Below are 23,397 nucleotides of genomic sequence, written 5' to 3' on the forward strand. Positions count from 1 at the left end.
GAAGAAAAAACCATACCGCTGAAGCGATATGGTTTAGATGAATTTACTCTTGTGTTTCAGTTTCTTCTTCAGCTGCCGGTTCTTCCGCTTCATCTTCTGTTACGGGTTCTTCGGTTACTCCTTCTGTTGGAGCTTCTGGTTGTTCAAATAAATCTTTAAATTCTTCAATCTTTACATCAATTTCAGCACTTTCCATTAATTCTTGTAATTTAGCTTGTGCTGCCGTTTGATCAATTTTAGTTTGTGCAATTTCTTTTCTAATTTCTTCTTTAACATCTTCTAATGGTTCAACATCTTCCGCTTCTACACGGTCTGTTACTTTGATGATATGGTACCCATAATCTGTTTGAACAGGCTCACTCACTTCACCAATTTCTAATGCATAAGCAGCCTCTTCGAACTCAGGAACCATGCTACCAGCGCTAAATTGTTCTAAATTACCGCCATTAGCAGCTGAAGCTGTATCTGTAGAAAATTCTTCAGCTAGAGTTGCGAAGTCTTCACCACTTTCAATCTTTTCCATGACTTCATTAGCAGTCGCTTCATCTTCCACTAGGATATGACTAGCAACTAAATCTGTTTGCATACGCTCGTAACGATTTTCAATCTCTTCATCTGTCACTTCAATATCTTCTGTTACTGCTTTTTCTTGAAGTAAGTTAATTCTTAAATCTTCTTTGAATGCTTCTTCATCTTCGTAGCCACTTTGAGCTAATACACTTTCCCATTGCTCGCCATATTGTTCTTTGAAGGTTTCAATCTCTTGATCCACTTCTTCGTCAGAAACGTCGTAATTATTCTCTAAAATAGTTTTTAAAACCATTTGTTGTAATACTTCACTTCCGCTCGTGCTTTTTAATTCATTATAAAATTCTTCTTTCGTAATATCACCTGAACCAGTCTCTACTACTGTTTCCGGATCATCTGATGAACATGCTGATAGTGTTAATACTCCAGCAGCAATTGTTGTAGCTAGTACAAATTTTCTCATGATACAATACACTCCTAATCCATATTTCAATTTCAATTTTTAACTCTTGCAATAATATACCACATATTATGCTTAAAAAAATAGTCATCCGTGATAATTACATGGTTTTTACATAAAATCGCACACCAGCCTAGTCGCCTCGATTTTTTGTGCATATACTACCTTAAATAAGACTAGGAGGTGAAAGTATGGGCGCATCTTATGGTGGAGGCTTTGCTTTAATCGTAGTGTTATTCATCTTGTTAATTATCGTCGGCGCAGCTTGGCTGTAAGAAACTTCTGGTCACGATAACCAAAACAGTATGGAAGAAAGCCACAAATGTCTCTAATAGACTTTGTGGCTTTTGTCATTAAAAAATAATAAGATGAGGTATATCTTATAAAGCCTATTAGTGTAAGAATAAATTAGACTCATTTAATATGTATTCTAGCTAATAACATTTATAATCCTCATTAAATATTCTCCAAAATAACTGTATATATGTCTCGCTTGATCTAGCCTATATCAGAGTATTATGTATAAATTATTTCAACATAGGATGAAATAAGTAAAATTAAAATTAATATATTGATCGTTCGAAACACATTTGGTTGTTTTTCTTGAGACATTTCAGTTTGTACACAAAGTTTATAGGTCAATGAATTAAATACAAAAAGTATAAACAATGAAAAAAGTGAAAATAAAATTGCCATTAGTCTTACCTCCTTTAACCTATGGAACTACTTTAACAAAAAATTAAGTCTTTGAACAGTTATTTATGTTTCATTAGTAAAAAAATTCCATGATAAATCAATAATAATTGTGTTTTAAAATAAATGCTATTGTCCGTTTATCAAGACAATGTTAGTGCAAAAAAGAGCAGCTTTTAAGGCTACTCTTATCTTTGTATCAATATGTCATATCCTTGATCGGCATTTGCGATAACACATTTTTTGGGAGCTTTTAATACATGGTTTACATATAAAAAGTCTACATAAGATAGACCAAGATTAATTGATGCAAACAGCAGAAAATATGCATAAAAGCTTGGTATTGCATAACTTGCAATTATTAAAGGTAGTGTTAGAAAAAGTGTCGGTGCAAGTAATGCGAGAATCAATATTGGTTTTGATGTTTTTGTGTTCTGACAAACTTTAAAGTCTGGGAACACTCTTTTTTTAATTTTCCATTCTAATTTAAATTGTCTATTAGTGCAAAGTAATGGTAAAATATGCATGAGTTTATGCACTAAAGGCATAAATGCGAATCCAAGCATTAAAGGGAGAAGACCATAATCTTCCATTACTGGTGTGCGATGAATGATGGATAAAGGTAAATATAATAAGATGAACCCAAACAAACCAAATAATATGGATAAAATAAATACACGATGGAATCCAACTTGTTTTGTTATATTAACTGTCTTCCAGCAATTCATTTGATCGCCCCCTGTTCTAATTATAAGTAAGTACTCACTGAATATAGTATGTTTTAATATAAAAATCAATACTTTTATTGGAAAAATTATGATTAATCGCTTTCATTAGTATATATTCTAGACAAACAATCGAGAGGGGGATCTTTTAAGTGGATTTTGAAAATGAAGTGAGATCATTAAAATTTCAAATAGACCTCTTAAGATCTATTTCTCCTCTAGAGAAATATCCCTTAACGGAATTAATTCTCGAGAGTAATATTAGCGAAGAAGAATTACGAAGGTTATTTCAATTGCTAGAAGAATTACAGGAAGAATATTACCTTCAACAGGAAGATGGATTTGTTCATTTTTCAAATTTATTAATTTCCTTTGTAGGACAATTACCAGAAAAATTTGATCCAGAAAAAACGTTAATTGCGTTAAAAAAAGAAAATAAGTACCCTGAGATTGTCCATGTCATGTGGAAATCACATTTTGAAAGTAAAAAAAACGACTAGCGGACTAGTCGTTTTTAATATGAGGATATAAGCTTAAGGATTAGTAGATGATGCTTCTTCTTTTTCTTTTCTTGTTTTCTCCTCTAATTCTTTTAAGCTTTTCTCGATTTGAGTTAAGTAGGTTTGGATATTCTTTTGATGAGGCTCTACAGTTCTTTTCCAAGATTCTATTGATGACTTAACCTCTTGAGAAAGATCTTTTAATAAAGCTGCTCCTTCTTTAGAAGTCTTTGTAATTTGTTCTTTTAAATCAGAACCATCCGTTTTAAAATGCTGCAACGATTGAATAGCAACATCCCCTCGATATTTTACTTCACTTCTTAATTCTCTTCCAGACTTAGGTGTGCTAAGTAATGTTGCTGATGCCGTAATAATTCCTCCAGCAAGCATACCAATAATGAGCGATTTTCCATTAATCATTGATTATGACACTCCTTTCTCCTATAGTATGTATTTACTCTATTTTTCACTACTTCAAACATATATTTTTGTGAATCAATTCGATTCAATGTTTTTTGATACGTTTTCTGCAATCTCAGTGAGTTTTTCTGGTGTGTAATTATCTGCATGTGTTTCCCAGTTAGGGTTAAAACCATCTGTAGAATCGTATCTTGGTATCAGATGAAGATGAAGGTGAAAAACCGACTGTCCGGCAGCCTCTTCATTGTTATTTAATAAGTTAATACCTACTGGATTTAACGCTTTTTTTAATGCGGTTGCAATCTTAGGAACACGCTTAAATAATTCCCCAGCAGTTTCTTCATCTGTTTCATAAATATTTTGTGTGTGCTTTTTTGGTACAATAAGCGTATGTCCTTTGGTTACTTGACTAATATCCAAAAAGGCATAAACTGCTTCATCCTCATACACTTTTGAGGAAGGAATGTCACCATTTACTATTTTACAAAAAATACAATCCTTCTCCTGGCTCATGGTTATCGCTCCTTCTGTTTTCTATTCTTATTTACATTGTATAAAGAATAAAACAGTTACGCAACTAAGACTTTTAGTAAGCAACGCTTATTGATAAGGATGTGAGAAAAATGAAAAAAAGATTGTTATGGATTAAAGTTTAAAAAGCGGGGTAGGAAATCTATATTTATAATGGGATAGGTTTGCTTAAAACGAAATACATATACTTATATGTGCTCGAATATATTTTTTAATGCTATAAAGAGACAAAAGTGAATCATCCTAAAAAGGATGTTCCACTTTTGCTATAAGGATAGTTATACAAACAAACTAAAGTGTCAAAAACCAAGAATTGATTTAGACAGACAATAGAAGTATTTCAAAAAATGAGGAAGTAGTACATTTAACTTCACTCTGAAAATGTTTGTATAAACTATTCCTGTATTTCTATTATGAACATATGCGTGTCTCTCTATGCGTTATTATTTTGGCAAATCACAATCGAAATGGTAAAATTTGAATAACTGCTTAATTGGAAAGGAAGATAAGGATGCAACCTTTATTACATATAGATCATTTGCGTGGTGGTTATACAAATAAGGATGTTCTACATGGTATTTCCTTTGATGTAAATCCACATGAAATTGTTGGACTGATTGGGCTAAATGGAGCCGGAAAGAGTACGACGATCAAACATATTATTGGATTGATGCAAGCAAAAACTGGAGAGGTTTCTATTAAAGGGAAAAGCTTCACAGAAGCCCCTGAAACATATCGCCAACATTTTACTTATATTCCTGAGATGCCTGTTTTATACGATGAATTAACGTTGGAGGAGCATCTTCGCTTAACGGCGATGGCTTATGATTTATCAGAAGAAACGTACCAGGAGAGAGTACAAGCATTACTGAAAGAATTTAGACTGGAGAAAAAGCTTCGATGGTTTCCGATCCATTTTTCAAAAGGTATGCGTCAAAAAGTGATGATTATGTGCGCATTTTTAGTAGAACCAGCTCTTTACATTGTGGACGAACCATTTGTGGGATTAGATCCGTTAGGCATTCAATCCTATTTGCAATGGATGGATAAAATGAAGGAAAATGGCGCAGGAATTTTAATGTCGACCCACATTCTTGCAACAGCTGAAAGGTACTGTGATCGTTTTATCATTCTGCATGATGGTGAAATTAAAGCTCAAGGTACCTTGGAAGAGTTGCGTAAATCATTTAATCAACCTACTGCAACATTGGATGACTTATATGTACAATTAACAAAGGAAGCGGACACTCATGTTTAATGCAAAGCGTTTATATATGGAACGTTTGTCAAATCATATTAAAGAGTTAAGCAGGTATCTACGATATATTTTCACAGGTCATTTAGTAATTGCGATGTTTTTTATTGTCTCAGCAATGGCTTTTTATTATCAAAGATGGCTTGAAGAATTACCACTAAGTTTTCCTGCTGGATGGGTGATCAGTATTATTCTTGGATTAGTGGCCATATATAGTCCTATTCAAACCTTGTTAAAACGAGCAGATTTAGTTTTTTTATTGCCCACCGAGCATAAACTGATGCCCTATTTTTATCGTTCATTTATATATAGTTATGTGACACAGCTATATTTATTTGTTTTAGTATCAGCTGCCTTAGCTCCTTTATTTTTTGCGGCATATGGTAGTTCCTCTTCCCAAAATTTTTTCATACTTATCTTAATTTTGGCGATTATAAAAGTGTTGAGTTTATTGGCAAACTGGTGGATGCATAAAATTAGAGATAAAAGGATTAGAGCAATAGATCTTGGCGTGCGTTATATTGCGGTAGTAATTTTTATTTATTTCATGCTAGAACAAGCAGTTCTTTTTTCGATGGTAGTGTTGTTTTTAATTGCAGGTTTATTTAGTTATAACTATTATTTATCTGAAAAGAAAAAAGCAATTAATTGGGATATATTAATCGTACAAGACCACAAGAGAATGCGAGCTTTCTATCGTTTAGCTAATATGTTTACTGATGTACCTCATTTGGAAAAGCAGATTAAAAAACGTCATCTATTGGTGCGTCTTTTAACAAAAGGTTTCTCACTAAAAAAAGATAATATCTACGCTTATTTATATCGCATTACGACAATACGAAGCACAGAATACCTTGGAATTTATCTTCGTTTAATCTTAATAGGGGGCATATTAATTTACTATGTTCCAAATCATTGGCTCAAATTGATTTTTGCATGCCTTTTCCTGTATATGATGTTAATTCAAATGGTACCTCTCTGGAAACATCATCAGTTGCTTGTATGGACAGATATTTATCCAATATCTACATCTTTAAGGCAAGCCTCTTTTATTAAATGGATGCAACAATTAATCCTTGTTCCATGGGTGATATTTTCTCTTCTTCTTCTCATTTTAGGATCAATAAGTATGGCAGGACTTTTTGTAATAATAGCGGGAGCTGGAATATTTGTGATCCTTCCTAATTATTTGCGAAGAAAGATAGTAGTCTAAGTAGAAAATAGGTGCTCATTAATGTGGAATTTAGCAAAATAATTTTAACTGAAACATGCAAGAATAAAGGGTATTTCCATCGCGTGGGAATGCTCTTAATTTTGGGTTTGTATAATGCGAAATAGTGAAAATTCCTAATTTAACAATAAAAAAAGAATATAAAACAGTAATTATTTATTGATAAACAATAAAATACGTGTTAAAGTTTATGTAATAATTAATTACGAGGTGGTTTTAATGAAACGGGGAACAACACTTTTTTTAAAGTTAGCAGTTATTTTTATTAGTATTCCAGTTCTTGCTTTAACTATTTTTGGTTTTATATGGTTAGCTAATAATTCAGTAAATCCCGATTATGCTTACATATTTTATCCGATTCTAGTAGGTATATTTGTGTCAGTGTTCCCGTTTCTGGTTGCATTGTATCAAGCTTTTAAACTCTTGAGTTATATTGATAAGAACCAAGCCTTCTCTGAATTTTCAGTAAAAGCTTTAAAGAACATAAAACTTTGCGCGTGGATCATCAGTGGAATATATTTAGTCATTTTACCATTCGTATATATCGTTGCAGAAATAGACGACGCACCAGGACTCATTTTAGTTGGAATGATACCTATTTTCGCTTCCATGGTTATTGCTATCTTTGCGGCTGTGCTTCAAAAACTTTTAAAAGAAGCGATCGATATAAAATCAGAAAATGCTTTCATAGTTTGAGGTGAGTGACATGGCGATTATAATTAATGTTGATGTAATGTTGGCTAAAAGGAAAATGAGTGTAACCGAACTATCTGAGAGGGTTGGAATTACAATGGCGAATCTTTCCATTTTGAAAAATGGAAAGGCAAAAGCAATACGATTATCCACTTTAGATGCAATCTGTAAAGCATTGGAATGTCAGCCTGGAGATATCTTAGAATACAAAAATGAAGAAGATGTATAGTGAATTTAAAAAGAGCTTGGTCAGCGTACCAAGCTCTTTTGCTCTCTTCTTATAGATGCATCTATTTTTGTCCTTTAAAAATAATCGGGTCAGTGAAAATAATAAATTAATTTTTTAGTAAATTAGAATCTAATTTTAACTTATTCCTATCCTGAGACAGAAGTGTGACTTTAATTAACGTTTTTGCCGCTAATACCATTGCACGTTCATCAAAATCAAAATTAGGATGGTGATGTGGAACGAAATTGTCTGCAATTTGCGCACCTGTAAAGAAAAACGCTCCAGGTTTATCTTTCAAGTAATAAGAAAAGTCTTCGCCAGTCATGCTTGGTTCAACTAAATCAGCATGCTCCACGCCATCTATTTGCTTTGCAGCTTCTATTATAAGCTCTGCTTCTTCTGCGTGGTTTTCAACTGCAGGATACCCCTTTGCATAATCAAATTGATAAGATGCGCCATAACTATCACAGGTACCTTTAATGATTTTCTCCATTTCTTCCATCATATAATCCTGTAGTTTAGGATCAAAGGTTCTAACAGTTCCTGTCATTGTCGCAGCACTTGGTATTACATTATAGGCATTCCCAGCATGAAAAGTACCGATCGATAGGACCGCAGTTGATAGTGGATCAATTCTTCGACTGATTATTTGCTGTAGGTTAGCTATCACTTGCGCACCAATCACTATGGGGTCCTTAGTTTGATGAGGAATACCTCCATGTCCACCTACACCGTCAATTGTCAGTGTGAATTTATCTGCTGCTGCCATAAAGTTTCCTCTTGCAGTCTGAATCACCCCATATGGTGTATTTGTCCACAGGTGTGTTCCATAGACGTAATCAACATTCTCCAGCACTCCAGCTTCAATCATTGGTTTTGCCCCTCCAGGAGCGACTTCTTCTGCATGCTGATGAATGAAAGTAATGGAGCCTTTTAGTTGCTCTTGGAATTGTTTAAATACTTTCGCTACAGTTAATAAAGTAGTTGTATGTCCATCATGCCCGCATGCGTGCATAACTCCTTCATGTTTACTCTTGTAGCTTACATCTTTTGCATCTTGAATCGGTAAACCGTCAAAATCTGCTCTTAGTGCAATGTTTTTCCCGGGTTTTGCCCCGGTAATGGTAGCAACTAGACCATTACCGCCAACATTTTTTTGGTAAGGAACATCAATTTTTTCATAAAAATCCGCAATGAAGGCGGCGGTTTCATGCTCTTCAAAGGATAATTCTGGATGTTGGTGGAGATAGCGTCTCATTTTAATCATCTCAGGGTATAATCGATCTATTTCTTCAAAAAGTTCTTCTATCATAAAAACAGCCCCCTTGTTATTCGATATTTATTGAAAGTAAATATTTTTCTTATCAAATTAAGTATTTAATCTCTTTTCTATTGCACTCATTATAGCATAACTAAAGTTAAGGCCGATTGGTGATTATGACCAAACGATGCATAAAAATAAGCCTTTACCCAAAGGTAAAGACTTATCTTTTATATTTAAAAGGGGAGGGGTTAGCGATTAGTTGTTAAAAAAACTTCCGTCAGAAAGTAGACGTTCCGTTTCTTCTTTGTGATGGGTCTCGTCAGAGATCATATCTTCCAATTTTACTACAAGCTCTGTTAAACCAAGCTCATCAGCTTGCTTCTTGCGTGTTTCATAACGTTCGATTGTTTCAGTTTCAGCTTTTAAAGTTGCTTCTAACATATCCTTTACATTTGTTAGCTGTTCTACTTTAGCTGGTGTCGTTGTAGGTGAACCACCTAAAGTTTTAATCTTATCGGAAAGGTATAAAGCATGCCCAATTTCATCTTCAATTTCGTCCTCAAAGAATGGCTTTAATAACGATCGATATAAACCTGAAACAACCGATGCGTGATACGTATACATTATGGTTGCTGCATACTCATTTGCTAGGTCTTCATTTAAACCATCAATTAACTCATTCATTTTCTTTTGATCTTTAGCCATTAATTAACACCCTTTCTAATTTTCTATCCACTATATTTCTACCCATGTAATTAAATTATAAACATAGTAATAAAAGGAATTGGAAAAATAAAGGTATCATTTACCAATAAAACCGTTGTTTAACGATACTTCTTCTAAAATGTGAAAGCTTTGTGACAAATGGATGGGTGAGGGGGCTTGAATTTGTTTTTAAGATAATAAAATGTATAATAAGTTGTGGAAAGAATAGGAGAAGAGGTGGACGATGAATATAAAACAAGAACGTCTTCTTTTTATTATTTGGGCACAGAGTTTAGTTGCCACCTTAGGCAGTCTGTTTTATTCAGAAGTGATGGGATTTGTTCCTTGTGAGCTTTGTTGGTTTCAACGGATATTAATGTATCCTTTAATTATCATCTATGGCTATGCTGTTGTTAAAAAGGATATAAAACTAGCATTGCCTGGTGCAATATTAAGCGGGATTGGGATCGTGGTTTCTGTTTATCATTATCTTATTCAAAAGCTACCTAGTCTTAGCTCAGTCGGTGAAAGTTGTGGGTTAGTTCCTTGTAATGTGACTTACGTGAATTACTTCGGATTTATCACCATACCTTTTCTTGCTTTAACTGCATTTACTGTAATTTTTGTTTTACATGTCATTATAATTCTGCAACAAAGGAGCCATTAACCTTGAAAAAAATTATTATTTTTGTACTTGTATTTGTTGCCTTATTCGCAGCACTTACTTATGTGGTAACCGAACAAAACAAACAACAGTCTGCTGATAATCCTTATAATAAAGAGACATTAAAACAAGGTACGATTGAACAATTAGATAATCCTGACTACGATAACCAGATCTTACCTGATGAGCTTGAAGAACAAGTTAGTAGCGGAGAGGATTTAACAGTTTATTTCTATAGTCCGGACTGTGTTTATTGTAAAGAAGCAACACCTGTGCTTATACCAATAACCGAAGAATATGGAATTGATATGAAAAAATTAAATTTATTAGAATTCAATGATCAAGGCGCAAAATATAGTATTGAGTCAACTCCAACCATTGTTCACTTTGAAGATGGTGAAGAAGTAGCTCGCATTGTTGGAAATCAACCTAAGCCCGAGTTCGAACAATTTTTTGAACAAGAAGTATTAGAAGAATAGGAAAAAGCTTGCCAATTTATATTTGGCAAGCTTTTTTTCATTCCTCTTCTTTTTCTCCGACTTCAAATTCAGTCGCGTAAGCAGGTCCAGCGGAATAAGGAGGTTTTTTATCTCCATCTTTTTTCTTGTGTGCATCTGCGAAGGATTTGGAATCCTTCCATTTTAAATAGGCCTCTTTATTATCCCATTCCACTAATACGATATAAGTATTGCCTCTTTCAGGTCTTAATACGCGCATCGCTTGGAAGCCTTCTGCATTATCGATCATACCAGCTCGTTTTTTAAATTGTGTTTCAAAAATGGGTCTGCCTTCATCTGTTACAGGAATATTATTCATAACAATGAACCCTTTTTCTGTTAACACTCCACTTTCGACAACAATTTCATAGCTTCTTGGGGATTCAAACATTGTTTCCGTTTCATTTTCTTCATATGCCATTGCTTTTTCATCTGTATGAAGAATAAGAATAGCATTATTTTTATCTTTTAATTGTTGAAGATAATCATACGTTCCATTTGTAAAAAATGCTTTCAATTTATCTTCACTCCTTTTTTTTCATCATGAAATAAGTTTAGCAGGTCACTATTTTTCATGCAATTTTAGACCAATAACAATTTCTTTATGTTCCACATTAACTGTCGTATAATAGTAATATTGAATTTGTCTAATATTGTTGATTTTTAAGGTATTTAATCGGTGCGGAGTGAATGCCTTCTTTTAATGGAGAAGGATATTTCTAGGCATGTAGAGTGTTTATTAGGAAGGAATGTCTAATTGGTGGATAAATGGAAAAGAGCGGTGGAGCGGGTCTGGCAGATGATAAAGAAGTTTAAAGTATTCTCTTTTGTTATGACTGCAATGCTTTTGCTCGCAGTAGTTGGTTACTTATTTATTCTCTATGGAGGAAAATTTGTAGTAGATGAAAAGGCTGTTATTTTGCCAGCAGCTTCAAAGGTTGTTGCAGAAGATGGGACAGTTATTAGTAAAATATATCAGGAAAATAGAGATTATGTAACGATAAATGATATACCAAAGCATGTAGAGGATGCCTTTTTAGCGGTAGAGGATCAACGCTTTTATGAACATGCAGGTATATCCTTTCGAGCGGTATCAAGAGCTGTATATCGTGACATTATTGCAATGGAAAAAGCAGAAGGCGGTAGCACCATTACTCAGCAATTAGCTAAAAACCTTTTTTTATCAAATGATAAAACGTGGATGCGGAAAACAAAGGAAGTAATGGCGTCGATTTATTTAGAACGAAATTACAGTAAAGAAAAAATATTGGAACTTTATTTAAATGAGATTTATCTGGCTCATGGAGTTTACGGTGTGGGTGCTGCAGCGACTCATTATTTTAATAAAGATTTAGCAGATATTACAGTGGATGAAGCGGCCATGCTTGCAGCCTTAGCTAAAGCGCCTAATACATATTCTCCACTGATAAACCCTGAATTAGCAAAAGAAAGAAGAAATTTAGTTTTACAATCAATGGCTAATTATGATGTGCTATCAACAGAGGAAATGATGAGCTTACAAGGCAAGAATTTAGATATAAAAACAGAAACTAGAGAAACCCCACCGTGGTTTGATGATTATCTGGAAATGGTAATTGTGGAATTGGCGGATGAGTATGACTTAAGTAGAGAACAATTAAAAAGTGGTGGATATACGATTCATGTTCCGATTGATTCTACTATTCAAGAAATTGCTTATGAGCAATTTCAAAATCTTGATGCTTTTCCGGGGTCCAATGATCTCGTAGACGGGGCATTTGTATTAATGGATGAAGAAACTGGATATATAAAAGCGTTAATAGGTGGAAGAGATTATGAGATAGGTGACCACCATCAAGCACTTACAAAACATCAGCCAGGCTCTGTTTTTAAACCTGTAGCGGTTTATGGACCTGCCATGATGCTAGGAAGCTATCAACCTTTTGATATGATTCCTGATCAAAGAGAAAGCTTTGATGGCTACTCGGTTTCTAATGCCAATGGTTTATTTGATGGTGAGGTTACAGTCTATGATGCGATTGTGCAGTCCAAAAACGCACCAGCAGTCTGGTTATTAGATCAAATTGGAATCAGTTATAGTAAATCGTATTTGGATAAAATGGATATAGTGATTGAAGACGATGGACTCGCGATAGCGCTAGGTGGTTTAACAACTGGCGTCACTCCTATTGAAATGACAGAAGCCTATCGCACATTTATTCATGAAGGTAAATGGATACAATCTAGCTCTATAACAGAAGTACTTAATCGAAATAACCAGCCCTTAAAGCAAAATACAAGAAAAAATGAGGATGTTTTTGATCCACAAGTAGCGTGGAATATGGTCCGAATGCTAGAAACAACAGCAGCATCTGGGACTGCGAGGCACGGAGATTTTGACAAGGCCTTGGCTGGTAAAACGGGTTCTACTCAGCACCCAACGGTTGAAGGTATGGTGAAGGACGCCTGGTTTGTCGGAATGACTCCCTCTTACGTTAGCGCGATGTGGATGGGTTATGATGAAGCGAATAAGAGCAATTACTTAACAAGCGGTAGTGAAGCTCCCACCAAGCTTACTAAATCAATTTTAACAGAGGTAGACAAAAGAAAAGAGCTGGAGGGGAGCTTCTCAAAACCAGAAACAGTTGAGGAGTTAGAAGATCCAATCGAATTACCTACTATTAGTGACTTGAAGGTCGATTATAGCTTAGGGGGATGGACCTTAATTCGCGGAGAACTAAGCTGGAAGGCGGACCCTGATGAACGGATTGTTTATGAGGTATACGAAAAGAAAGATGGGGAGGATGTTTTACTTGGTACAGTGACAGGTAAGGGGACATATACGCTAGATAATATCAACCTATTTCGCACCTATGAGTATTATGTTGTACCAATGGATCCATTAACAAATGAAAAAGGAAACCCCTCTAACATCGCAGAGCTATCCGTTGACTTTTAAAGTGAATCTCTTTACAATTACTTTTTAGTTATAATAATTACAATTTAGTGAACATTTTACTGAATGTCTATACAGAAAATGCTGAACAATTTATAGTAGAATAGAACGAATATGAAGGGTGAATCAGATGGGAAATTTTAATGATACAATTTTAAAAGCCTTCAGAGGTGAACAAACTCCTTATACACCAGTTTGGTATATGCGCCAAGCAGGGAGATCGCAAAAGGAATATCGTAAGTTAAAAGAAAAATACTCGTTATTTGAAATTACACATCAGCCTGAGCTGTGTGCGTATGTTACAAAATTACCAGTAGATATGTATAATGTTGACGCAGCAGTGCTTTATAAGGATATCATGTCCCCAATGCCTGCAATTGGTGTCGATGTTGAAATTAAGTCTGGGATTGGTCCAGTGATCGATAATCCTATTAGAAGTAGCAAGGATGTTGAAAAATTAGGAGAAATTGACCCAGAATCAGACGTCCCTTACGTACTAGAAACGATACGATTATTAACCGAAGAACAATTAAATGTTCCATTGATTGGGTTCAGCGGAGCACCCTTCACTCTTGCAAGCTACATGATTGAAGGAGGTCCATCTAAAAATTATCATAAAACCAAGGCCTTTATGTATAGCGATACAAAAGCATGGTTTTTGCTAATGGATAAGCTTGCTGAGATGACCATTACTTATGTAGAAGCTCAAGTGAAAGCAGGGGCTAAAGCAATTCAGATTTTCGATTCATGGGTAGGGGCTCTAAACGTAGCCGATTATCGTACTTATATTAAACCCGTAATGCACAAAATTTTCACCGGTTTACAAAAAAATAATGTACCCATTGTGCTATTTGGTGTAGGAGCTAGTCACTTAATTCACGAATGGAATGATCTTCCTGTCGATGTCATTGGACTAGATTGGAGACTCCAGATTAAAGAAGCAAGAGAACTCGGAATTACAAAGCCGCTCCAAGGGAATTTAGATCCTGCTTTCTTAATGGCAGATTGGGATATTGTTGAAGCCAAAACAAAAGAAATCATTGATGAAGGAAAAAAACACCCTGCACATATTTTTAACCTTGGTCATGGGGTGACACCAGAAATTAGTCCGGAGCGTTTAAAACGCCTGACAAGTTTTATTCATAGCTATTCCAAACAATCATAATAAAAAGGTGGCAATAAAAATGACAAAGAAAAAAGTCGGGTTATTAGTAATGGCTTATGGAACACCTTACAAGGAAGAGGATATTGAACGTTATTATACGCATATCCGTCGTGGTAGAAAGCCAACCCCAGAAATGCTTGAAGATTTAACAGAACGTTATAAAGCAATTGGAGGGATCTCTCCACTTGCTAAAATTACAGATGAACAAGCAAAGGCTATTGTAAAACAGCTAAATAATACGCAGGATGAGGTTGAGTTTGTTCAGTATTTAGGTTTAAAACATATTGAGCCTTTCGTTGAGGATGCGGTTAAAAAGATGTCAGATGACGGCATAAAAGAAGCAATTTCAATCGTATTAGCGCCGCACTACTCTACTTTTAGTGTGAAATCCTATAACGGTCGAGCACAAGAGGAAGCAGAAAAGTACGGTATTGAAATTCAATCTGTAGAGAGCTGGTATAATGCAGCTGGGTTTATTGATTATTGGAAAACAGCAATTCTGACTGAATTTGATAAAATGTCAGCAGAGGAAAAAGAAAAAGCAGTATTAGTAGTCTCTGCGCACAGCTTGCCGGAAAAAATCCTAAAAAATGGTGATCCATATCCTAATCAATTAAAAGAAACAGCTGATTTAATCTCAGAAGCTACTGGCATTAAGAACTTCGAGATCGGTTGGCAAAGTGAAGGGAATACCCCTGACCCATGGTTAGGTCCAGATGTTCAGGATTTAACACGTGATCTTTATGAGCAAAAAGGCTATCGTTCGTTTGTTTATGCACCTGTTGGTTTTGTGGCAGATCACTTAGAAGTTCTTTTTGACAATGACTATGAGTGTAAGGTAGTTTGTGAGGAACTAGGAGCAAATTACTACCGTCCTGCAATGCCAAATGTGGCGCCGAAATTTATTGAAACTTTATCCACTGTTGTGTGGGATAAATATAAAAGTTCTGATCTATCATGAAAAAAATAGTAATCATTGGCGGCGGTATAACAGGATTAACCGCTGCCTATTCCTTGCAAAAGGAACTGATAAACCAAGATCTACCGGTTGAAATTGAATTAATCGAAGCAAGTGAACATTTAGGTGGAAAAATTAGAACACTTAGAAAAGATGGTTTCACCATAGAACGCGGTCCTGATTCTTTTTTAATACGAAAAAAATCAATGGAACGATTAGTTCGCGACATTGGAATTGGTGACAAGCTGGTTACAAATGGAACGGGTCAGTCCTATGTGTTAGTCGGTGATAAATTACATAAAATACCGCATGGCTCCTTTATGGGAATTCCTTTACAGGTTCGGCCTTTTCTTTTTTCAGGATTGTTTAGCCCACTCGGTAAAATTAGAGCCGGTTTTGATTTTGTTTTACCCAAGAGTGAAGTGAAGGAAGATCAATCACTCGGTCATTTTTTTAGACGGCGTCTCGGGGATGAAATGTTAGAGAATTTAATTGAGCCTTTGTTATCTGGTATTTATGCAGGCGACATGGATGATTTAAGTTTAATGTCTACTTTTCCAAACTTTTACGAAGTGGAACAGAAGCACGGAAGTTTAATCAGAGGCTTAAAGAGGACAGTACCAAAGAAAAAGTCCCAAAAGAAAAAGCCGAGTATGTTTTACAGTATTAAAGGTGGACTTGAAACAGTTGTAGAAGCCTTAGAAGAAAAGCTGACGGAGACCTCTATATTAAAAGGAATACAGGTAGATCATATTGAGAAAAAAGAAGCGGGTTATCATGTTTTATTAAGCAATGGCGAAGTATCACGAGCCGATGCTATTATTATGGCCACACCTTATTATCAGACCGCTAAAATGTTGAGTCAATATGATTTTGTGCAAGAATTACAAAAAATGAAAGCAACCTCAGTAGCGAACGTGGCTTTAGCATTTGACCAATCTGCTATTAAAAAGGATCTTGATGGTACAGGCTTTGTTATTTCAAGAAATAGTGATTATAGAATAACAGCGTGTACTTGGACACATAAAAAGTGGCCAGAAACTGCAGCCCCACCTGGAAAAGCATTACTCAGATGTTATGTAGGGCGACCACATGACCAAGAAATTGTAGACCTTTCTGATCAAGAATTAGAAGAAATTGTTTTAAAGGATTTAAATAAGATCATGAAGATTGATGCTAAACCATTATTTTCTGTGGTAACAAGGTGGAAAAAAGCAATGCCGCAATATAGTGTTGGGCATAAAGCAATGATGGATCGTATTGCGGAATCGATGGCAGAAGAGTTACCAGGTATTTATTTAGCTGGAGCATCTTATCGTGGGTTAGGACTTCCTGATTGTATCGATCAAGCAGAAGCAGCTACCAAAGAAGTACTTGCTCATATATTAGAAAAAGAATAAGTAGACTAAATTGCTCGCTATTTATAAAATATGTTTGATACTATAACAGTAAAGTAAGATAACGGTTACGTTAGTACTTTGCAGCTTGACTTTATGAAGAAATATTATAAGTTCGTGTATGTTTAACCACCGTAACTACGAAAGCCGTGTACTAGATAGTTGGAACACGGGACGGTTCTATAGAAGATGATTTCTGTACTGTACAGAAATCATCTTCTTTTTTTTGCATTAGGATGTTATTTGTCTCATTGGCAGGTGAAAATAAGGCTTTGTTGAGTAGTTACGTCATTTTGAAGTAAATTTCGTCTCTATTTTTATATTTATTTTTCAAAAAAAAGAGCATCTTTACAAAACTTCACACCTTATTAATATTTCCTTCATGGTGCCAAGTTATCGTTTAGTTGTCCAATAAATAAATCTATCAAGGAGGAGAATGAAAATGAGAGTTATTTTTGAGAAAACAAATAAGTTTTTAGCATTAATGATGGTGGTTGGGTTTATTTCTTTACTAGCAGCTTGTGGGGATGATGCAAATGCGTCTGAAGGAGATAACGGAGATGGCTGGCCGGATAAAATTAGCTATGGTGTGCTTCCGGGTGAAGAAGATACGGAAATATCAAGAGCGCATGATCTTTTTGCAGAGGATATGTCAGAAGAATTAGGCATTGAAGTAGAGTTGTTCCAAGGGGAAGATTATAACGCAGTCATTGAAGCAATGCGTTCGAAAAAGCTAGATATGGCAAGCTTTGGACCGTTTTCTTATATTATTGCACAAGAGAGAAGTAATGCTGTTCCGATTGCTGTTCGTGCAAAAAGTGAAGAAGATGCGACTTATAATAGTTGGATTGTAGTACCTGATGAATCAGATGCTGAAACGGTAGAAGATTTAAAAGATAAGACGATTCTATTTGCAGATCCTGCCTCAACTTCTGGACACTTATTCCCAAGAGGGATGTTTATCGATGAACTAGGAATTACGAATGATGAAATTGAAAGCTATTTCTCTAGTGTTTCTTTCTCTGGAAGTCATGATAATTCGATCCTTGCCATTGCTGCTGGTGATGCAGACGCAGCAGGGGTTTGTTCAACATGTGTGGAACGTGCAATAGAAGGTGGCATGGTTTCTGAATCTGATTTCCGCATTATTAAAGAGTCGGATCCGATTCCATCAAGTCCAATAACCTATCGAGGAGATTTGCCAGAAAGCTTGGTAGAGGCAATTAAGGAATTTGTTTACAACTATGATAATGAAACATATTTTGAAAAAGCAGGCGATAGTGAATCACGATATATTCCTGTAGATGAAAGTGATTATGACATCATTCGAAACACAGCTAAAAATTTAGATATGAGTCCTGAGGATCTTTTAAGTAATTAAATTTTAAAAATTCTGAAAGTTGAGAGGAGAAAAAAAATGGAGCCCATTCTAAAAATTGAAAATCTGGATAAAGTCTATCCAGATGGAACAGTAGCGTTAAGTAATATTAATTTTAATGTCTATCCGGGTGAATTTGTTGTAGTTATTGGACCTAGTGGTGCAGGGAAAAGTACATTACTACGTTGTATGAATCGCCTTGTAGAACCAACGAATGGAAATGTTATTTTTAAGGATAAAAAAATTAATAAAGCTAACTCAAAACAAGTAAAGCAAATTCGGCGTGAGATAGGAATGGTGTTTCAGAATTTTAATTTAATTGATCGCTTAACTGTACTCAATAATGTTTTACACGGTCGGCTTGGTTATACCAATACTATAAAAGGCTCTTTAGGCATCTTTAGCAAAAAAGATATTACAGAAGCAGAGGAAATCCTCGCACGAGTCGGACTTAGCAAACAAAAATATAAGCGTGCGGATGAATTAAGTGGAGGACAAATGCAACGTGTTGGCATTTCGAGAGCTTTATCACAAAGACCACGTTTGATTTTGGCTGATGAACCAATAGCAAGTCTTGACCCCGCATCCTCTAAAAATATCATGGATCACATCTATAATATATGTACGGAAGACAAGATTACAGCTATTGTCAATTTGCATCAAGTGGAAGTGGCGATTAAATATGCGACAAGAATTATTGGTATCCAAAATGGTGAGGTTATTTTTGATGGACAACCATCTCAATTAACAGATAAGGTCATTGATGAAATTTACCATGATAGAAGGCCGCCATTAGTACATGCACAATAAAGGGAAGCGGGTGATGGAATTGGAAGAAATAAGAGATATTAGACAACGAAAACGAGTACAAACGATATTGATTACTCTCCTAGTAGTTGGTTTAACCATCTGGTCTGCACTAGGAACCGACTTTTCCGTGTATGAGGTTTTTTCTGGCTTAGGTTTAATAAGTAACTTTGTGTTTATTGACTTATTACCACCAGATGTCTCTACTTCCGGTAGTTTGCTAGGGGCTATTTTAGAAACTTTATATATGGGCTTTGTAGGTATGGTGGTAGGGGCTATGATTGCTTTGGTTTTGTCGTTTTTAGCAGCGGGCACAACTACACCACATCCCATCATTCAAGTAGTAGTTCGAGCATTCACTTCTATTATACGAAACATTCCTGGCTTAATTTGGGCCTTAATATTAGTAGCTTCTTATGGGATTGGCGTGACAGTTGGGACATTGTCACTCATTCTAGGTTCTGTCGGTTTCTTAACAAGAGTATTTGCCGATACGCTTGAGGAGATTGATACGGGAAAAATAGAAGCACTCAATGCTACTGGTTCAAGTTACTTACAAGTACTTGCTCAAGGAGTGTTTCCACAATTTATTCCAGGCTTTGTTGCATGGTCGTTATATAATTTAGAATTGAATATTCGAGCTTCCACTATTATCGGCATGGTAGGTGGCGGTGGCATTGGTTTTGCTATTCAAAAAGGAATAAAGTTATTTCAATATAAGGAAGTTAGTATGGCAATTATTCTGGTACTTGTATTGATTCTATCGACAGAGTTTCTTACAAGTAAGATAAGGGAGAGGATTATATGAGTGAGCTAGAAAAGTCTAGTGATAACATCTACTCCTTAAATAGAAATGAAGATAATAATGAAATGATAGTTAAACCGAAAAAAGATTTCTTTATCAAAGGTGTGCTTATTTTCGGCTGTTTGTTTTTCTTGTTTAGCTTATATGAGCTTAATATTGATTATTCAAACTTGCTTGAAGGTACAGTAGCATTTTTCATTATGTTAGGTGATATGTTCCCCCCTAATATCAGTGAGTGGGCATATGTGTTGCCAGCTGCAATAGAGTCGTTACAAGTGGCGATTTTAGGAACGGTTATCGCTGTAGTCATCTCATTAGTTCTTGCATTTTTAGCAGCAGAAAATTTAGCTCCAAATAAATGGGTAGCTAGAATTGTAAAGAGCTTTGCAACATTAATGCGAGTTATTCCAACAATTATCTGGGCTTTAATATTTATCGTAGCAGTAGGACTTGGGCCGTTACCTGGTGTACTAGCTATTGCAGTTCACAGTCTAGGTATGCTAATAAAAGTATTTGCACAATCCGTGGAAGAAATGGATGGTGGAAAAATTGAGGCATTAAAAGCATCTGGAGCCGGTTCAGTTCAAATTATTGCCCAAGGTGTGATTCCGACTGTACTGACTGCGCTTATGGCATGGACGATTTTACGTTTGGAAATCGATATTGGAGAATCTACCATTCTTGGATTAGTTGGAGCAGGTGGGATTGGTTGGGAATTAATGCGTGCAATGAGAAGTTATGATTTTAATACTGCCCTTTTTATTACAATGGTCATTTTTGTGATGATTTTTTCGGTAGAAATGCTTAGTAACCGTCTGAAATTAAAGGTGTAAGAACTATTGGATTAGGAGTGTAGAACATGATTTTAAATACAACAGCTCAAAGAAAACTAACACGCGAACCAACGATTCACCATAATACAAAGGTAGTAGATAGCAAAATCGGAGAGTGGACAGACATTGGTGAGAATTCAAAAATCGTAGAATCCGAAATAGGAGATTATAGTTATACAGCTGGAGATGTACAGATTATTTATGCACAAATAGGTAAATTTTGTTCTATTGCTTCACATGTTCGAATTAATCCAGGCAACCATCCCTCTTGGCGTGTTACCCAACATCATCTCACTTATCGTAGTGTGCAATACGGATTTACTAAGGAAGATGACCATGAATTTTTTGATTGGCGTCGCAGTCATCCAGTCACTATTGGACATGATGTTTGGATTGGGCATAATGCAGTCATTATGCCTGGAGTAACGATTGGTAATGGAGCGGTAATTGGTGCAGGAGCTGTTGTGACCAAAGATATTGAACCGTACACTATTGCGGTTGGTGTTCCTGCTAATCGAAAAAAGAAGAGATTTCCGCGACACATAGCCGAGCAATTACAAAAGATTGCATGGTGGGACTGGCCACGAAGGTTATTAGAGGAAAGATTTCATGATTTACGTGATCTCGACATCTTTTTAGCAAAGTATGGAAATGAAAAGGATAGCCAGTAGAAGGGAGGTAATGGTTATTTCAATTGATAAAGAGCTAATAATCCTTGATGAGCTTATGCAACAAATCATTGCAAAGAAGTTTAATTATGGGGAAAAGTTACCTTCAGAGAATGAACTTGCTGATAAATATCGAGTGCCTAGAACAACCATTCGTCGCACATTCTCCAAGCTAGAAGAACGGGGATTTATCTATTCCCAACGTGGAGTAGGACGATATTTAAAAGGCGAGTCCTTTCAGGTTCAATTGAATTTAACCGGTAAGACTAGTTTTACGGAAAAAATGAAACAATCGGGTCACCCATTAATCACTCGTAACATTGGTTGTCGAAAAATTGAGTATGATAGCCAAATATATGAGCATTTGCAGGCAAATGAGGAAGATAATGTTTTTAAAATTGGTAGATTAAGATACATCCAAGATGAGCCGATTGCGATTCATACCTCTTATATAAACGAAAAACTATTTCCGAATATTGCTGAAGATGGGTCAACTATTGAATCTATGTTTTCCTATTATCGAAAGTTTGATTATAAGGTGTTTACGAATAAAGATAGCTTGCTCAGTGTTACTTTCCCTACTTTAGCAGAACAACAATTACTTTCTTGTAAAAGTATGGAGCCCTTAATTGTAATTGAGAGTATTTGTCTAGATGAGGAAACAGATAACGTATTGGAATGTACGAAAGTTTTGTATCGAAGTGATAAATTTAAATACAAAATTTCGGAAAGATGAGTTAGTAGTTCTTATCATGGTGTAATCATTCGTAATCCCTCTGTTTAAGATTCGAGCTCAAGCAGGAGAAGATAAGCGGTGGATAAAAGGGCGCTACCCTTTTGATAAGTTTCGCTAACAGTCAGTAGGAGTCTAAAATCCCTACTGATTGAAGTCTCAATTTATATGTAAATGGAGTTTACATATTCTTTACATTTTTATGAAAGACAGCAACTTGGTAACAAGATATGCTCTGTTTGTGAGGAGGTTAAATCAAAAATGAAGAGAAAACAACGAACTGAAATATTAATTCAAGATGGTGGATCATTAGCGAATAAATTAGCTGAAACCATTACAACAAAATATAACTATCTTGAAATTATTAAACCGCAGTACGGCCTGACAATGGTTAAAATGAGAGAAACCGCAAAGAAATCTTTATTTTATGTAGGCGAAGTATTAATTACAGAAGCAAAGATTGAAATTAATCAAACAATTGGAATTGGGCTAGTGATCGGAATGGAGAAAAAAATGGCTAAATCTTTGGCGATTATTGATGCAGCATACCGTGCTAGTTTACCAGAAACAAAAAACTGGGATGTTTATCTCTTGCAGAGAGAAAAACAAATTACTGAACTAAGAGCAAAGGAACAAGCGGGACTGTTAAAATCAAAAGTTAATTTCGAAACAATGGAAGTTTAATCTTTAGAAATACAATTAGTTTTTTGAGGTGAAATGATGGCTATTGATCAAGTACACGATTTACAGCAAGTTTACCGAAATATGTTGGACTGTATGGCACGACCAGGAACTATTACATCGTTAGAGCAAAAGACAGGTTTATTTGAAGATCAGCTATCGTACAATGAAGCAATTTTTCTTTGTGCATTAACAGTGCTAGATGCGGAGGTTACCTTTTATATCATAGCTGATACCGACAAAGGTGATAAGCTAGCTGAATTGATTTCATCTTATACAATGGCACGAGTAACGTCGATTGAAAAAGCAGATTTCATTATTGTTTTACAAGGTGATATAAAAGAGGAAATCAACAAAGCGCTGTCTATCTGTAAAATGGGTGATTTAATTAATCCACAGCAGTCAGCTACTTGGATAGTGGAAACGGCAGCTTTATCGAATAATGGTGGTGTAACTATACATGGACCAGGAATCAAAGAGTCCAAACAACTGCAAACTGGATTGTGGAACGAATTTTGGCAAACAAGAAATAGTAAAGTGAAAGAATATCCATTAGGGATCGATTTGATCTTTGTAGACGCTTTAAACCAGATTTCTTGCGTGCCAAGAACTACTTCAGTGAAGCTAACGGAGGTGGGCTAA

Annotated in this window: 28 protein-coding genes; 20 read left to right on the forward strand and 8 right to left on the reverse strand. The window is 35.5% G+C overall.

Features of this window, described 5'->3' with window-relative positions; all coding sequences use genetic code 11:
* Positions 1-43: 43 nt before the first annotated feature.
* Complete coding sequence (locus DFR57_RS09310; RefSeq protein ID WP_114352881.1) at positions 44-991, reverse strand: peptidylprolyl isomerase; 948 nt, start codon at positions 989-991, stop codon at positions 44-46.
* Between the two features lie 188 nt (positions 992-1,179).
* On the opposite strand from DFR57_RS09310, the gene DFR57_RS09315 reads away from it, so the two are divergent.
* Positions 1,180-1,263, forward strand: coding sequence for a YjcZ family sporulation protein (locus DFR57_RS09315; RefSeq protein ID WP_114352882.1), 84 nt, complete (start codon positions 1,180-1,182; stop codon positions 1,261-1,263).
* Positions 1,264-1,504: 241 nt separating this feature from the next.
* On the opposite strand, the gene DFR57_RS09320 is transcribed toward DFR57_RS09315, so the two are convergent.
* Together DFR57_RS09320 and DFR57_RS09325 are read right to left on the reverse strand one after the other, a co-directional pair.
* Positions 1,505-1,684: a hypothetical protein gene (locus DFR57_RS09320; RefSeq protein WP_114352883.1), complete on the reverse strand. Its 180-nt coding sequence runs from the start codon at positions 1,682-1,684 to the stop codon at positions 1,505-1,507.
* Positions 1,685-1,869: 185 nt separating this feature from the next.
* Positions 1,870-2,409 (reverse strand): DUF3267 domain-containing protein, encoded by a 540-nt coding sequence (locus DFR57_RS09325; protein WP_114352884.1) that lies wholly within the window; start codon positions 2,407-2,409, stop codon positions 1,870-1,872.
* A gap of 149 nt (positions 2,410-2,558) precedes the next feature.
* Here DFR57_RS09325 and DFR57_RS09330 point away from each other — a divergent pair, with 149 nt between their 5' ends.
* Complete coding sequence (locus DFR57_RS09330; RefSeq protein ID WP_114352885.1) at positions 2,559-2,906, forward strand: DUF1878 family protein; 348 nt, start codon at positions 2,559-2,561, stop codon at positions 2,904-2,906.
* 33 nt (positions 2,907-2,939) lie between these two features.
* Here DFR57_RS09330 and DFR57_RS09335 read toward each other — a convergent pair whose 3' ends face one another.
* The gene (locus tag DFR57_RS09335; RefSeq protein ID WP_114352886.1) at positions 2,940-3,326 is read right to left on the reverse strand and encodes a YtxH domain-containing protein; all 387 of its coding nucleotides are present in this window, start codon (positions 3,324-3,326) and stop codon (positions 2,940-2,942) included.
* Between the two features lie 75 nt (positions 3,327-3,401).
* On the reverse strand, positions 3,402-3,839 hold the full coding sequence (locus tag DFR57_RS09340; RefSeq protein WP_114352887.1) for an HIT family protein: 438 nt from the start codon (positions 3,837-3,839) through the stop codon (positions 3,402-3,404).
* A gap of 529 nt (positions 3,840-4,368) precedes the next feature.
* On the opposite strand from DFR57_RS09340, the gene DFR57_RS09345 reads away from it, so the two are divergent.
* The 4 genes from DFR57_RS09345 to DFR57_RS09360 all read left to right on the forward strand — a co-directional run bounded on the left by DFR57_RS09345 (position 4,369) and on the right by DFR57_RS09360 (position 7,265).
* Positions 4,369-5,115, forward strand: a complete 747-nt coding sequence (locus DFR57_RS09345) for an ABC transporter ATP-binding protein (RefSeq protein WP_114352888.1) — start codon at positions 4,369-4,371, stop codon at positions 5,113-5,115.
* Positions 5,108-6,325, forward strand: a complete 1,218-nt coding sequence (locus tag DFR57_RS09350) for an ABC transporter permease (RefSeq protein WP_114352889.1) — start codon at positions 5,108-5,110, stop codon at positions 6,323-6,325. Before DFR57_RS09345 ends, DFR57_RS09350 begins: the two co-directional genes overlap by 8 nt.
* A gap of 237 nt (positions 6,326-6,562) precedes the next feature.
* Entirely contained in the window at positions 6,563-7,039 is a 477-nt protein-coding gene (locus tag DFR57_RS09355) for a DUF2975 domain-containing protein (protein WP_114352890.1), read from the forward strand.
* Positions 7,040-7,049: 10 nt separating this feature from the next.
* The gene (locus DFR57_RS09360) at positions 7,050-7,265 is read left to right on the forward strand and encodes a helix-turn-helix domain-containing protein (RefSeq protein ID WP_114352891.1); all 216 of its coding nucleotides are present in this window, start codon (positions 7,050-7,052) and stop codon (positions 7,263-7,265) included.
* Positions 7,266-7,371: 106 nt separating this feature from the next.
* Here the strand turns inward: DFR57_RS09360 and DFR57_RS09365 are convergent, their stop codons facing one another.
* A complete protein-coding gene (locus tag DFR57_RS09365; protein ID WP_114352892.1) occupies positions 7,372-8,577 on the reverse strand; it encodes a M20 family metallopeptidase in 1,206 nt (401 codons plus the stop codon).
* Positions 8,578-8,784: 207 nt separating this feature from the next.
* Positions 8,785-9,234: a ferritin-like domain-containing protein gene (locus DFR57_RS09370; RefSeq protein WP_114352893.1), complete on the reverse strand. Its 450-nt coding sequence runs from the start codon at positions 9,232-9,234 to the stop codon at positions 8,785-8,787.
* A gap of 244 nt (positions 9,235-9,478) precedes the next feature.
* Here DFR57_RS09370 and DFR57_RS09375 point away from each other — a divergent pair, with 244 nt between their 5' ends.
* Together DFR57_RS09375 and DFR57_RS09380 are read left to right on the forward strand one after the other, a co-directional pair.
* Positions 9,479-9,901 (forward strand): disulfide oxidoreductase, encoded by a 423-nt coding sequence (locus tag DFR57_RS09375; protein WP_114352894.1) that lies wholly within the window; start codon positions 9,479-9,481, stop codon positions 9,899-9,901.
* Positions 9,902-9,903: 2 nt separating this feature from the next.
* The gene (locus DFR57_RS09380) at positions 9,904-10,377 is read left to right on the forward strand and encodes a thioredoxin family protein (RefSeq protein WP_114352895.1); all 474 of its coding nucleotides are present in this window, start codon (positions 9,904-9,906) and stop codon (positions 10,375-10,377) included.
* Between the two features lie 37 nt (positions 10,378-10,414).
* Here the strand turns inward: DFR57_RS09380 and DFR57_RS09385 are convergent, their stop codons facing one another.
* Positions 10,415-10,912, reverse strand: coding sequence for an antibiotic biosynthesis monooxygenase family protein (locus DFR57_RS09385; RefSeq protein WP_114352896.1), 498 nt, complete (start codon positions 10,910-10,912; stop codon positions 10,415-10,417).
* A gap of 282 nt (positions 10,913-11,194) precedes the next feature.
* Between DFR57_RS09385 and DFR57_RS09390 the strand changes: the two genes are divergently transcribed.
* The 12 genes from DFR57_RS09390 (at position 11,195) to phnH (ending at position 23,397) form a co-directional block, all read left to right on the forward strand.
* Positions 11,195-13,333: a transglycosylase domain-containing protein gene (locus tag DFR57_RS09390; RefSeq protein WP_245937434.1), complete on the forward strand. Its 2,139-nt coding sequence runs from the start codon at positions 11,195-11,197 to the stop codon at positions 13,331-13,333.
* Positions 13,334-13,460: 127 nt separating this feature from the next.
* A complete protein-coding gene (gene hemE, locus DFR57_RS09395; RefSeq protein ID WP_114352897.1) occupies positions 13,461-14,495 on the forward strand; it encodes a uroporphyrinogen decarboxylase in 1,035 nt (344 codons plus the stop codon).
* A gap of 19 nt (positions 14,496-14,514) precedes the next feature.
* The gene (gene hemH / locus DFR57_RS09400) at positions 14,515-15,456 is read left to right on the forward strand and encodes a ferrochelatase (protein ID WP_114352898.1); all 942 of its coding nucleotides are present in this window, start codon (positions 14,515-14,517) and stop codon (positions 15,454-15,456) included.
* Positions 15,450-16,853 carry a protoporphyrinogen oxidase gene (gene hemY, locus DFR57_RS09405; protein WP_114352899.1) on the forward strand — a complete coding sequence of 468 codons (1,404 nt, stop codon included), beginning with the start codon at positions 15,450-15,452 and terminating at the stop codon, positions 16,851-16,853. Before hemH ends, hemY begins: the two co-directional genes overlap by 7 nt.
* Before the next feature lie 439 nt (positions 16,854-17,292).
* Entirely contained in the window at positions 17,293-18,231 is a 939-nt protein-coding gene (locus DFR57_RS09410; RefSeq protein ID WP_170132953.1) for a phosphate/phosphite/phosphonate ABC transporter substrate-binding protein, read from the forward strand.
* Between the two features lie 36 nt (positions 18,232-18,267).
* Complete coding sequence (gene phnC, locus DFR57_RS09415) at positions 18,268-19,038, forward strand: phosphonate ABC transporter ATP-binding protein (protein ID WP_114352901.1); 771 nt, start codon at positions 18,268-18,270, stop codon at positions 19,036-19,038.
* A gap of 13 nt (positions 19,039-19,051) precedes the next feature.
* Entirely contained in the window at positions 19,052-19,843 is a 792-nt protein-coding gene (phnE, locus tag DFR57_RS09420; RefSeq protein WP_114353053.1) for a phosphonate ABC transporter, permease protein PhnE, read from the forward strand.
* The gene (gene phnE, locus DFR57_RS09425; protein WP_114352902.1) at positions 19,840-20,673 is read left to right on the forward strand and encodes a phosphonate ABC transporter, permease protein PhnE; all 834 of its coding nucleotides are present in this window, start codon (positions 19,840-19,842) and stop codon (positions 20,671-20,673) included. Before phnE (DFR57_RS09420) ends, phnE (DFR57_RS09425) begins: the two co-directional genes overlap by 4 nt.
* Before the next feature lie 26 nt (positions 20,674-20,699).
* On the forward strand, positions 20,700-21,344 hold the full coding sequence (locus DFR57_RS09430) for a DapH/DapD/GlmU-related protein (RefSeq protein ID WP_114352903.1): 645 nt from the start codon (positions 20,700-20,702) through the stop codon (positions 21,342-21,344).
* A gap of 10 nt (positions 21,345-21,354) precedes the next feature.
* Positions 21,355-22,077, forward strand: coding sequence for a GntR family transcriptional regulator (locus tag DFR57_RS09435; RefSeq protein WP_114352904.1), 723 nt, complete (start codon positions 21,355-21,357; stop codon positions 22,075-22,077).
* Between the two features lie 258 nt (positions 22,078-22,335).
* Positions 22,336-22,758: a phosphonate C-P lyase system protein PhnG gene (phnG, locus tag DFR57_RS09440; RefSeq protein WP_114352905.1), complete on the forward strand. Its 423-nt coding sequence runs from the start codon at positions 22,336-22,338 to the stop codon at positions 22,756-22,758.
* A 36-nt stretch (positions 22,759-22,794) separates the two neighbouring features.
* The gene (phnH, locus tag DFR57_RS09445) at positions 22,795-23,397 is read left to right on the forward strand and encodes a phosphonate C-P lyase system protein PhnH (protein WP_114352906.1); all 603 of its coding nucleotides are present in this window, start codon (positions 22,795-22,797) and stop codon (positions 23,395-23,397) included.

This window comes from Saliterribacillus persicus (assembly GCF_003337485.1).
GTDB lineage: Bacteria > Bacillota > Bacilli > Bacillales > Amphibacillaceae > Saliterribacillus > Saliterribacillus persicus.

What these genes read in the sequence shown, in the direction of transcription:
- DFR57_RS09310 (WP_114352881.1), bottom strand. Translation starts at nt 991, where the DNA reads ATGAGAAAATTTGTACTAGCTACAACAATTGCTGCTGGAGTATTAACA.
- DFR57_RS09315 (WP_114352882.1), top strand. Translation starts at nt 1,180, where the DNA reads ATGGGCGCATCTTATGGTGGAGGCTTTGCTTTAATCGTAGTGTTATTC.
- DFR57_RS09320 (WP_114352883.1), bottom strand. Translation starts at nt 1,684, where the DNA reads ATGGCAATTTTATTTTCACTTTTTTCATTGTTTATACTTTTTGTATTT.
- DFR57_RS09325 (WP_114352884.1), bottom strand. Translation starts at nt 2,409, where the DNA reads ATGAATTGCTGGAAGACAGTTAATATAACAAAACAAGTTGGATTCCAT.
- DFR57_RS09335 (WP_114352886.1), bottom strand. Translation starts at nt 3,326, where the DNA reads ATGATTAATGGAAAATCGCTCATTATTGGTATGCTTGCTGGAGGAATT.
- DFR57_RS09340 (WP_114352887.1), bottom strand. Translation starts at nt 3,839, where the DNA reads ATGAGCCAGGAGAAGGATTGTATTTTTTGTAAAATAGTAAATGGTGAC.
- DFR57_RS09345 (WP_114352888.1), top strand. Translation starts at nt 4,369, where the DNA reads ATGCAACCTTTATTACATATAGATCATTTGCGTGGTGGTTATACAAAT.
- DFR57_RS09350 (WP_114352889.1), top strand. Translation starts at nt 5,108, where the DNA reads ATGTTTAATGCAAAGCGTTTATATATGGAACGTTTGTCAAATCATATT.
- DFR57_RS09355 (WP_114352890.1), top strand. Translation starts at nt 6,563, where the DNA reads ATGAAACGGGGAACAACACTTTTTTTAAAGTTAGCAGTTATTTTTATT.
- DFR57_RS09360 (WP_114352891.1), top strand. Translation starts at nt 7,050, where the DNA reads ATGGCGATTATAATTAATGTTGATGTAATGTTGGCTAAAAGGAAAATG.
- DFR57_RS09365 (WP_114352892.1), bottom strand. Translation starts at nt 8,577, where the DNA reads ATGATAGAAGAACTTTTTGAAGAAATAGATCGATTATACCCTGAGATG.
- DFR57_RS09370 (WP_114352893.1), bottom strand. Translation starts at nt 9,234, where the DNA reads ATGGCTAAAGATCAAAAGAAAATGAATGAGTTAATTGATGGTTTAAAT.
- DFR57_RS09375 (WP_114352894.1), top strand. Translation starts at nt 9,479, where the DNA reads ATGAATATAAAACAAGAACGTCTTCTTTTTATTATTTGGGCACAGAGT.
- DFR57_RS09390 (WP_245937434.1), top strand. Translation starts at nt 11,195, where the DNA reads ATGATAAAGAAGTTTAAAGTATTCTCTTTTGTTATGACTGCAATGCTT.
- hemE (WP_114352897.1), top strand. Translation starts at nt 13,461, where the DNA reads ATGGGAAATTTTAATGATACAATTTTAAAAGCCTTCAGAGGTGAACAA.
- hemH (WP_114352898.1), top strand. Translation starts at nt 14,515, where the DNA reads ATGACAAAGAAAAAAGTCGGGTTATTAGTAATGGCTTATGGAACACCT.
- DFR57_RS09410 (WP_170132953.1), top strand. Translation starts at nt 17,293, where the DNA reads ATGAGAGTTATTTTTGAGAAAACAAATAAGTTTTTAGCATTAATGATG.
- phnC (WP_114352901.1), top strand. Translation starts at nt 18,268, where the DNA reads ATGGAGCCCATTCTAAAAATTGAAAATCTGGATAAAGTCTATCCAGAT.
- phnE (WP_114353053.1), top strand. Translation starts at nt 19,052, where the DNA reads ATGGAATTGGAAGAAATAAGAGATATTAGACAACGAAAACGAGTACAA.
- phnE (WP_114352902.1), top strand. Translation starts at nt 19,840, where the DNA reads ATGAGTGAGCTAGAAAAGTCTAGTGATAACATCTACTCCTTAAATAGA.
- DFR57_RS09430 (WP_114352903.1), top strand. Translation starts at nt 20,700, where the DNA reads ATGATTTTAAATACAACAGCTCAAAGAAAACTAACACGCGAACCAACG.
- DFR57_RS09435 (WP_114352904.1), top strand. Translation starts at nt 21,355, where the DNA reads ATGGTTATTTCAATTGATAAAGAGCTAATAATCCTTGATGAGCTTATG.
- phnG (WP_114352905.1), top strand. Translation starts at nt 22,336, where the DNA reads ATGAAGAGAAAACAACGAACTGAAATATTAATTCAAGATGGTGGATCA.
- phnH (WP_114352906.1), top strand. Translation starts at nt 22,795, where the DNA reads ATGGCTATTGATCAAGTACACGATTTACAGCAAGTTTACCGAAATATG.